A 6,527-nucleotide genomic window follows, 5' to 3' on the forward strand; every position below is an offset into this window, starting at 1 on the left:
GAAATAGCTGCGCGACGGGTCGAGCAGCTTGATGTAGCTGTCGTAGATGATCACCGAGCGCGCATCGTCGAGCGGCGGCTTGCTGTAGTGGTGACGCTTGAGCAACTCGACGACGTTCAGACTGGCGATGACTTCATCGCGATCAGGCTGCAACTTGTCCCAGCTGTTGGCTGCGAATGTGGTGCCCGACACCGGCAACAGGCCGATACCGATGAAAAGAGCGAGGGCGGTGCTGGGGAGCAGATGCTTCATGCTGATTCGACGCGGGGACAATTGATAACGCATATTAGGCCGTCTTTGAAGTCGCCGGTTCTTTGAGAGCCGGTCGCATAATGCAAAAAGCCCGGCGCTACAGCTTCGGGCTCAGTCCAGACTCACTATGGAGGCAGTGTGAAGGCATTGCAAGGCGTTGAAGGTCAAGTGGCATGGGTTGAAGAGCCGAGTCTTACGTGCGATGTAGGACAAGTCCGCATCCGGGTGGCGGCAGCCGGCCTCAATCGCGCCGATTTATTACAGAAAGCAGGGCTTTATCCGCCGCCACCCGGGGCCAGCCAAGTGCTTGGTCTTGAGTGCTCCGGGGTGATCAGCGAGGTCGGCGCGGGCTCGTCCTGGCAAGTCGGTGACCGGGTCTGCGCCTTGCTGGCCGGGGGCGGCATGGCCGAAGAGGTGGTCGTCGACGGACGGCACGTGCTGCCAGTGCCCGAAGGTGTTTCGCTGATCGAGGCGGCGGCATTGCCCGAGGTGTACGCCACCGTCTGGCTGAATGTGTTTCAACTTGCAGCGTTGAAGCCCGGTGAGAAAATTCTCCTGCACGCCGGCGCAAGTGGAATCGGTTCAGCCGCCATTCAGCTGTGCAAAGCCTTCGGTAACCCGTGCTGGGTCAGCGTCGGTTCCGCCGAGCGCCTGGCTTACTGCGAAGCGCTGGGTGCGCAGGGCGGCGTGGTGCGTACCGATGATCTGGAGAGCCTGCGCGACTTCGGGCCGTTCGACGTGATTCTCGATCCGGTGGGCGGCAATTATTCAGCATTGAACCTCAAGCTGATGGCGCTGGACGGGCGTTGGGTGCTGATCGGTTTGATGGGCGGGCGCGAGGCGAAACTGGATCTGGCGCAGGTGTTGGCCAAGCGTGTGCAACTGCTCGGTTCAACGTTGCGCAGTCGTGGCGATCAGTTCAAGGCCGATCTGCTCAGTGACCTGGGCCAGCATGTCTGGCCGCTGTTTGCCGAGGGCCGCTTGCGTCCGCAATTGGCCAAAGCGTTTGCGGTGAAGGATGCCGAAGCAGCGTTTGCCGGACTGGCGAGCAATACGGTGGCGGGCAAGTTGGTGTTGGTGATCAATGAAGGTTTGAGCTGACAGCAAAACAAGGTCAAAAGATCGCAGCCTTCGGCAGCTCCTACAGAGGCACGCATTCCAAAAGTAGGAGCTGCCGAAGGCTGCGATCTTTTGCTTTTATTTCCAGAGATGGATCGGCCAGCCGGCCTTTTCTGCGTGCTCAAGCAGCACCGGATCCGGATTGACCACGTGCGGGAAGTCCACTTTAAGCAACAACGGCAGATCATTGCGCGAATCGGAATAAAAACTCGCGCCTTCGAGGTTTTCTTCTTCGGCATCCAGCCATTCCAGCAAGCGGGTGATCTTGCCTTCGCGGTAAGTCAGGGTGCCGACGGTGTTGCCGCTATACACGCCATGGGCGACTTCCAGTTCGATGGCCAATATCTCGTCGATGCCCAGACGATCGGCGATCGGGCGAACCAGGTGCGCACCGGATGCCGAAATCACCAGAATCCGGTCGCCGGCCTTGCGGTGGGCGGCGATGGTTTTGGTCGCGTCGCTGAAGATGATCGGCTCGATGAAATCTTCCACCCACGGGCCAACCAAGTGCTCGATTTCCTCAGGGGTGCGGCCTATCAATGGTTCGAGACTGAAGGCCATATAGTCTTCCATCGCCAGATGTCCGCGGCCGTAGGCATCCATCAGTTCCTTGTCGCGCTGCATGAACGACTCGCCATCGACCCAGCCGAGGCGGACCATCTGCTCACTCCATAGCGAGGAGCAGTCGCCGTGGATCAACGTTTCGTCCAGATCAAAAATTGCCAAAGCCATCGGTTCTCTCCGAGAACAGCTGCAAGCTACGAGCTAATAGCTGCAAGAATTAAAATCAGGTGCACCGCAGTCTACAACTTGAAGCTGGTAGCTCGAAGCTTGCAGCTGCTTTTATGCTACTTCGCACAAGGCCGTTGGATCGATGGAAAGTGCCAGGCGCTGTCCGTCGGGATGCAGATCGGCGGCGGAGCGGTTGAGCACATCGACCACCAGTTCCACGCCGCGTGCTTCGACGCGATAGCGAATGACGTTGCCGAGCAGGCTGTGGCTGCGGATCTGCGCGTCGAGTTCGCCGTCAAGGCTCAGTTCGATGGCTTCCGGGCGGATGGCGATGCGGTGGTTGATCGGCCGTTGCAACAGCTTCGAGGCGGCATCTGCGTCGAGCAGGTTGTAGTTGCCGATGAAGCCGGCGGCGAATACATCAACCGGCGCGGTGTAGAGGGTTTCGGCGTCGCCGCTCTGGACGATCTTTCCCTGATTCATCAGGAAAATCCGGTCCGACATGGTCAGCGCTTCTTCCTGATCGTGGGTGACGAAGATTGTGGTCAGGCCGAGCTCGCGCTGGATCTGACGGATCTGTTCGCGCAAGTGCTTGCGAATCCGAGCATCGAGCGCCGACAGCGGCTCATCCAGCAGCAACAAGCGCGGGCGGGTTACCAGCGAACGGGCGAGGGCGACGCGTTGGCACTGACCACCGGACAGTTGATGCGGATAGCGGCTGGCGAAGTCGTGCAGTTCAACCAGTTTCAACACTTCTGCCACGCGCTTGTGGCTGTCATCGGCGTTGACCTTTTGCATGCGCAGGCCGAAGGCGACGTTCTGTTCGACGGTCATGTTGGGGAATAGCGCATAGCTTTGAAAGACCATGCCGATACCGCGTTTCTGTGGGCTCAACGGCACGATGTCGACGCCGTCGAGGAGGATCTTGCCGCCATCCACCGGGGTCAGCCCGGCGATGCAACGCAGCAAAGTCGACTTGCCGCACCCGGACGGGCCGAGCAGGGTGACGAACTCGCCTTTGTTGATTTCGCAATCGATGTCGCTGAACACCGTGGTGCCGGCATAACTTTTCTGCAGGTGTTGGACGCTGACGTAGCTCATTCGCTTTTGTCCTTGTTCAAGATGTTGGCGATCCAGGTCAGGACCAGCACGAAAAAGAAATACGAAATGACCAGCGCACTGGTGAAGTGGCCGCTGCTGTTACGCATGTTGTTCAGGTACACCTGCAGGGTTTCGTAGCGGGTGCCGACGAGGATGTTGGCGAACACGAATTCACCGAAGAGGAACGAGAACGACAGTAGCAGCGCCACCATCAGGCCTTTGCGCAGATTCGGCAGCACCACCAGAAACGCCGCTTGAAAAGTGCTGGCGCCAAGCAGTTGCGCGGCGTCCATCAGGTCGCGCAGGTTGATCGCTTGCAGGTTGTTGGTGATCGCCCGGTACATGAACGGCAGCGCCACGGTGAAGTAGCAGCCGATCAGAATCCACGGTGTGCCGACCATCGCCATCGGCCCGGAACCGTAGAGCTGCAACAGCCCCACCGAGGACACCACCGGCGGTACCGCGAAGGGCAGCAGGATGAGGATGTTCATCAGCGCATCGAGTTTCGGAAAGTAGTAATGCACGACGAACAGCAACGGCAGGATCAGCACCACCGATAACACCAGCGCGCCGACGCAGACGATCAGCGACTGACCGAATGCATGCAGAAAGCGCGGATCGCTCCACAGCTGGATGTACCACTTGAAGGTGAAGCCGCTGGGCAGAATCGTTGCCGACCAACTGCTGGCGATCGAATAGACCAGCGTGCCCAGCAGCGGCAACAGCAGAATGGCGAACAGCAGATAAACCACGACGCGGTGGTAGAGGCCGGCCGGGCCGGATTCAGCGCGAGACATGGTAGCTCCTCTTCAACAGCAGTTGATGCACGACGGTGACGATGGTCATCAGCGCCACGAGCACCACGGCCAGGGCGCTGGCCAGGTTCGGGTCAAGGGAAATGTCGCCGGAGACCATCGCCGCAATACGGATCGGCAGAACGTTGAAGTTGCCGGTGGTCAGCGCGTAAACCGTGGCGTAAGCGCCGAGGGCGTTAGCCAGCAGGATCACGAAGGTGCCGAGCAACGCCGGGGTCAATACCGGCAGGCCGATGTGCCGCCAGAACTGCCAGCCGTTGGCGCCGAGCAGTGCGGCGGACTCGCGCCAGTCTTCACGCAGAGCGTCGAAAGCCGGGTAGAGCAGCAGCACGCCGAGCGGGATCTGGAAGTAGGTGTAGAGGATGATCAGGCCGGTTTTCGAATACAGGTTGAAGTCCTGAATGATCCCCGACTGCTTGAGCATGATGGTAATGCTGCCGTTGAAACCGAGCAGGATGATGAAGGCGAACGCCAGCGGCACGCCGGCAAAATTGCTGGTCATGTTGGCGAAGGCATTCACGAAGTTGCGCAGCTTCGAATCCACTCGACGCAACGAGTACGCACCGAGCACGGCGATGATGATGCCGAATACGCTCGACCAGAAACTGATCTCCAGGCTGTACTGGATCGCCTGCCGATAGAACTTCGAACCGAAGATCTTGCTGAAGTTGGCCAGGCCCCAGCCGGACTCTTCCGATTGCAGGCTGTTGATCATCACCCAGACCAGCGGGGCGATTTCGAAGACGATAAAGAACAGCGCGAAGGGCACCAGACACAGCGCCGCGAGCCATTTGCCGCGATTCATGGCATTCACTTGAGCAGCTCCCGGCACACAGGTTTGTCATGGGGCACGCCGAGCAGTTCGCAAACCGTGCCGCAGAGCTCGGTCTGCGTCGGCGTGGCGTCAGGGTTGAGGCTGAACGCCTCACCGAGGACGAACAGCGGTACCTGACGTTCTTCCGCCAGCAGGCCGTTGTGCGAGCGATCGTTGTTCATACCGTGGTCGGCGGTCACCAATACCTGATAACCAGCGTCGAGCCAGCTCTGCAGATAGTCGGCGAGGATGACGTCAGCCGAGCGCGCGCTGTTGCGGTATTGCGAGCTGTCGAGGCCGTGCTTGTGCCCGGCGTCGTCGATGTTCATCGGGTGGATCAGGAGGAAATCCGGCGCGTGGCGCAAGCGCAGGCTTTCGGCGTCGGCGAACAGGTGCGAATCCGGATAATGGTCGTTCCAGTAGAAATGCCCGTGCTGGATCGGCAATGTCGGATCGTCGGTGTGGCGGTCGCGCGCGGCCACGAACGGTGAGCGGTTATACAACTCGCTGACCCAGTGATACGCCGCAGCGGCGGTTTTCAATCCTGCATCGCGGGCGTAGTGATAGATGCTGCGCTGGTTGGACAAGCGCGAGACATTGTTGTGGACGATGCCGCTGTCGATCGGCGGCACGCCGGTGAGAATACATTCGTAAAGCGGTCGGGACAGGGCCGGCAGTTCGCACTCCAGTTGATAGAGCGCCGCGCGTCCTGCGCCAACATAAGCCTGCAGATGCCCCATGGCGTGACATGCAACCTCGTAGTTGAGGCCGTCGAGCACGACAAGGATGACGTTGTGCTTCATAGGGGCAAGAACTCCGCGAAATTCAGATATTCCGAAATCAACTCAATCCCTTGTGGGAGCGAGCTTGCTCGCGAAGGCGTCAGATCAGCCAACATCAATGTTGAATGAATAACCGCATTCGCGAGCAAGCTCGCTCCCACAGGGATCTTTGTCGGATCAAGCAGTGGGTCAAGCCATCACTTCATTTCTACGATGACTTCTTCGTTCCACTGCTGTGGCAGGGCTTTGGAAGTCTTTTCCCACGCCTCGGCGTCCTTGACCGGCGTGACCTTCTTGTACTGCTCGTTTGGCAGCAGTTTGGCTTTCACGTCTTCCGGCAGTTGCAGGTGTTCGGCGCGGATCGGCCGGGCGTTGCCGCGGGCGAGGTTGGTCTGGCCGGCGTCGCTGAAGATGTATTCGCGGGTCAGCTTGGCGGCGTTGGGGTTTTTCGCGTACTTGTTGATGATCGTGGTGTAGCCGGAAATCACCGAGCCGTCGGATGGAATCAGCACTACGTAATCATCGGGGTTGGCCATCTTGGCTTTGTAGCTCAGGCCATTGAAGTCCCAGACCACGCCGACTTCGATCTCGCCTTTTTCCATGGTGGCGATGGTCGGGTTGGCCATCGACAGACGACCCTGTTTGGCAAGGTCGGCGAACAGCAGCAGGGCAGGCTTGATGTTTTCTCGTCACCGCCATTGGCCAGTGCGGCAGCGAGGACACCGTTGGCAGCCTGGGCGGCGGTGCTTACATCGCCGATGGAGACTTTGTATTTACCGGTTTTCAGGTCAGCCCATTTGGTCGGTACGTCGGAGCCGTGCAGCAGCTTCTTGTTGACGATGAAGGCGATGGTGCCGGTGTATGCCAGTGCCCAGTTGCCGTCCTTGTCCTTGGCCCAGTCCGGAACTTGAT

6 protein-coding genes and 2 pseudogenes are annotated in these 6,527 nt (G+C 59.4%); 1 reads left to right on the forward strand and 7 read right to left on the reverse strand.

The window, feature by feature from the left end; translation table 11 throughout:
* Positions 1 to 252: pseudogene (locus tag OQK_RS18805) on the reverse strand (carboxy terminal-processing peptidase); the annotation flags it as partial.
* A gap of 138 nt (positions 253 to 390) precedes the next feature.
* Here OQK_RS18805 and OQK_RS18810 point away from each other — a divergent pair.
* Positions 391 to 1,353 carry a zinc-binding dehydrogenase gene (locus tag OQK_RS18810; RefSeq protein ID WP_016773739.1) on the forward strand — a complete coding sequence of 321 codons (963 nt, stop codon included), beginning with the start codon at positions 391 to 393 and terminating at the stop codon, positions 1,351 to 1,353.
* Positions 1,354 to 1,449: 96 nt separating this feature from the next.
* On the opposite strand, the gene OQK_RS18815 is transcribed toward OQK_RS18810, so the two are convergent.
* From OQK_RS18815 to OQK_RS18840, 6 genes and pseudogenes are all read right to left on the reverse strand, one after another.
* The gene (locus tag OQK_RS18815) at positions 1,450 to 2,103 is read right to left on the reverse strand and encodes an HAD family hydrolase (protein ID WP_016773740.1); all 654 of its coding nucleotides are present in this window, start codon (positions 2,101 to 2,103) and stop codon (positions 1,450 to 1,452) included.
* A gap of 111 nt (positions 2,104 to 2,214) precedes the next feature.
* The gene (locus OQK_RS18820) at positions 2,215 to 3,204 is read right to left on the reverse strand and encodes an ABC transporter ATP-binding protein (protein WP_016773741.1); all 990 of its coding nucleotides are present in this window, start codon (positions 3,202 to 3,204) and stop codon (positions 2,215 to 2,217) included.
* A complete protein-coding gene (locus tag OQK_RS18825) occupies positions 3,201 to 4,001 on the reverse strand; it encodes an ABC transporter permease (RefSeq protein WP_016773742.1) in 801 nt (266 codons plus the stop codon). The genes OQK_RS18820 and OQK_RS18825 overlap by 4 nt, the downstream gene beginning before the upstream one ends.
* The gene (locus tag OQK_RS18830; protein ID WP_161984092.1) at positions 3,988 to 4,824 is read right to left on the reverse strand and encodes an ABC transporter permease; all 837 of its coding nucleotides are present in this window, start codon (positions 4,822 to 4,824) and stop codon (positions 3,988 to 3,990) included. Before OQK_RS18830 ends, OQK_RS18825 begins: the two co-directional genes overlap by 14 nt.
* A 5-nt stretch (positions 4,825 to 4,829) precedes the next feature.
* Positions 4,830 to 5,636 carry an alkaline phosphatase family protein gene (locus tag OQK_RS18835; protein ID WP_016773744.1) on the reverse strand — a complete coding sequence of 269 codons (807 nt, stop codon included), beginning with the start codon at positions 5,634 to 5,636 and terminating at the stop codon, positions 4,830 to 4,832.
* Positions 5,637 to 5,812: 176 nt separating this feature from the next.
* Positions 5,813 to 6,527: pseudogene (locus OQK_RS18840) on the reverse strand (ABC transporter substrate-binding protein); the annotation flags it as partial.

The sequence above is a fragment of the Pseudomonas sp. R62 genome (assembly GCF_000257605.1).
GTDB classification, from domain to species: Bacteria; Pseudomonadota; Gammaproteobacteria; order Pseudomonadales; family Pseudomonadaceae; genus Aquipseudomonas; species Aquipseudomonas atacamensis.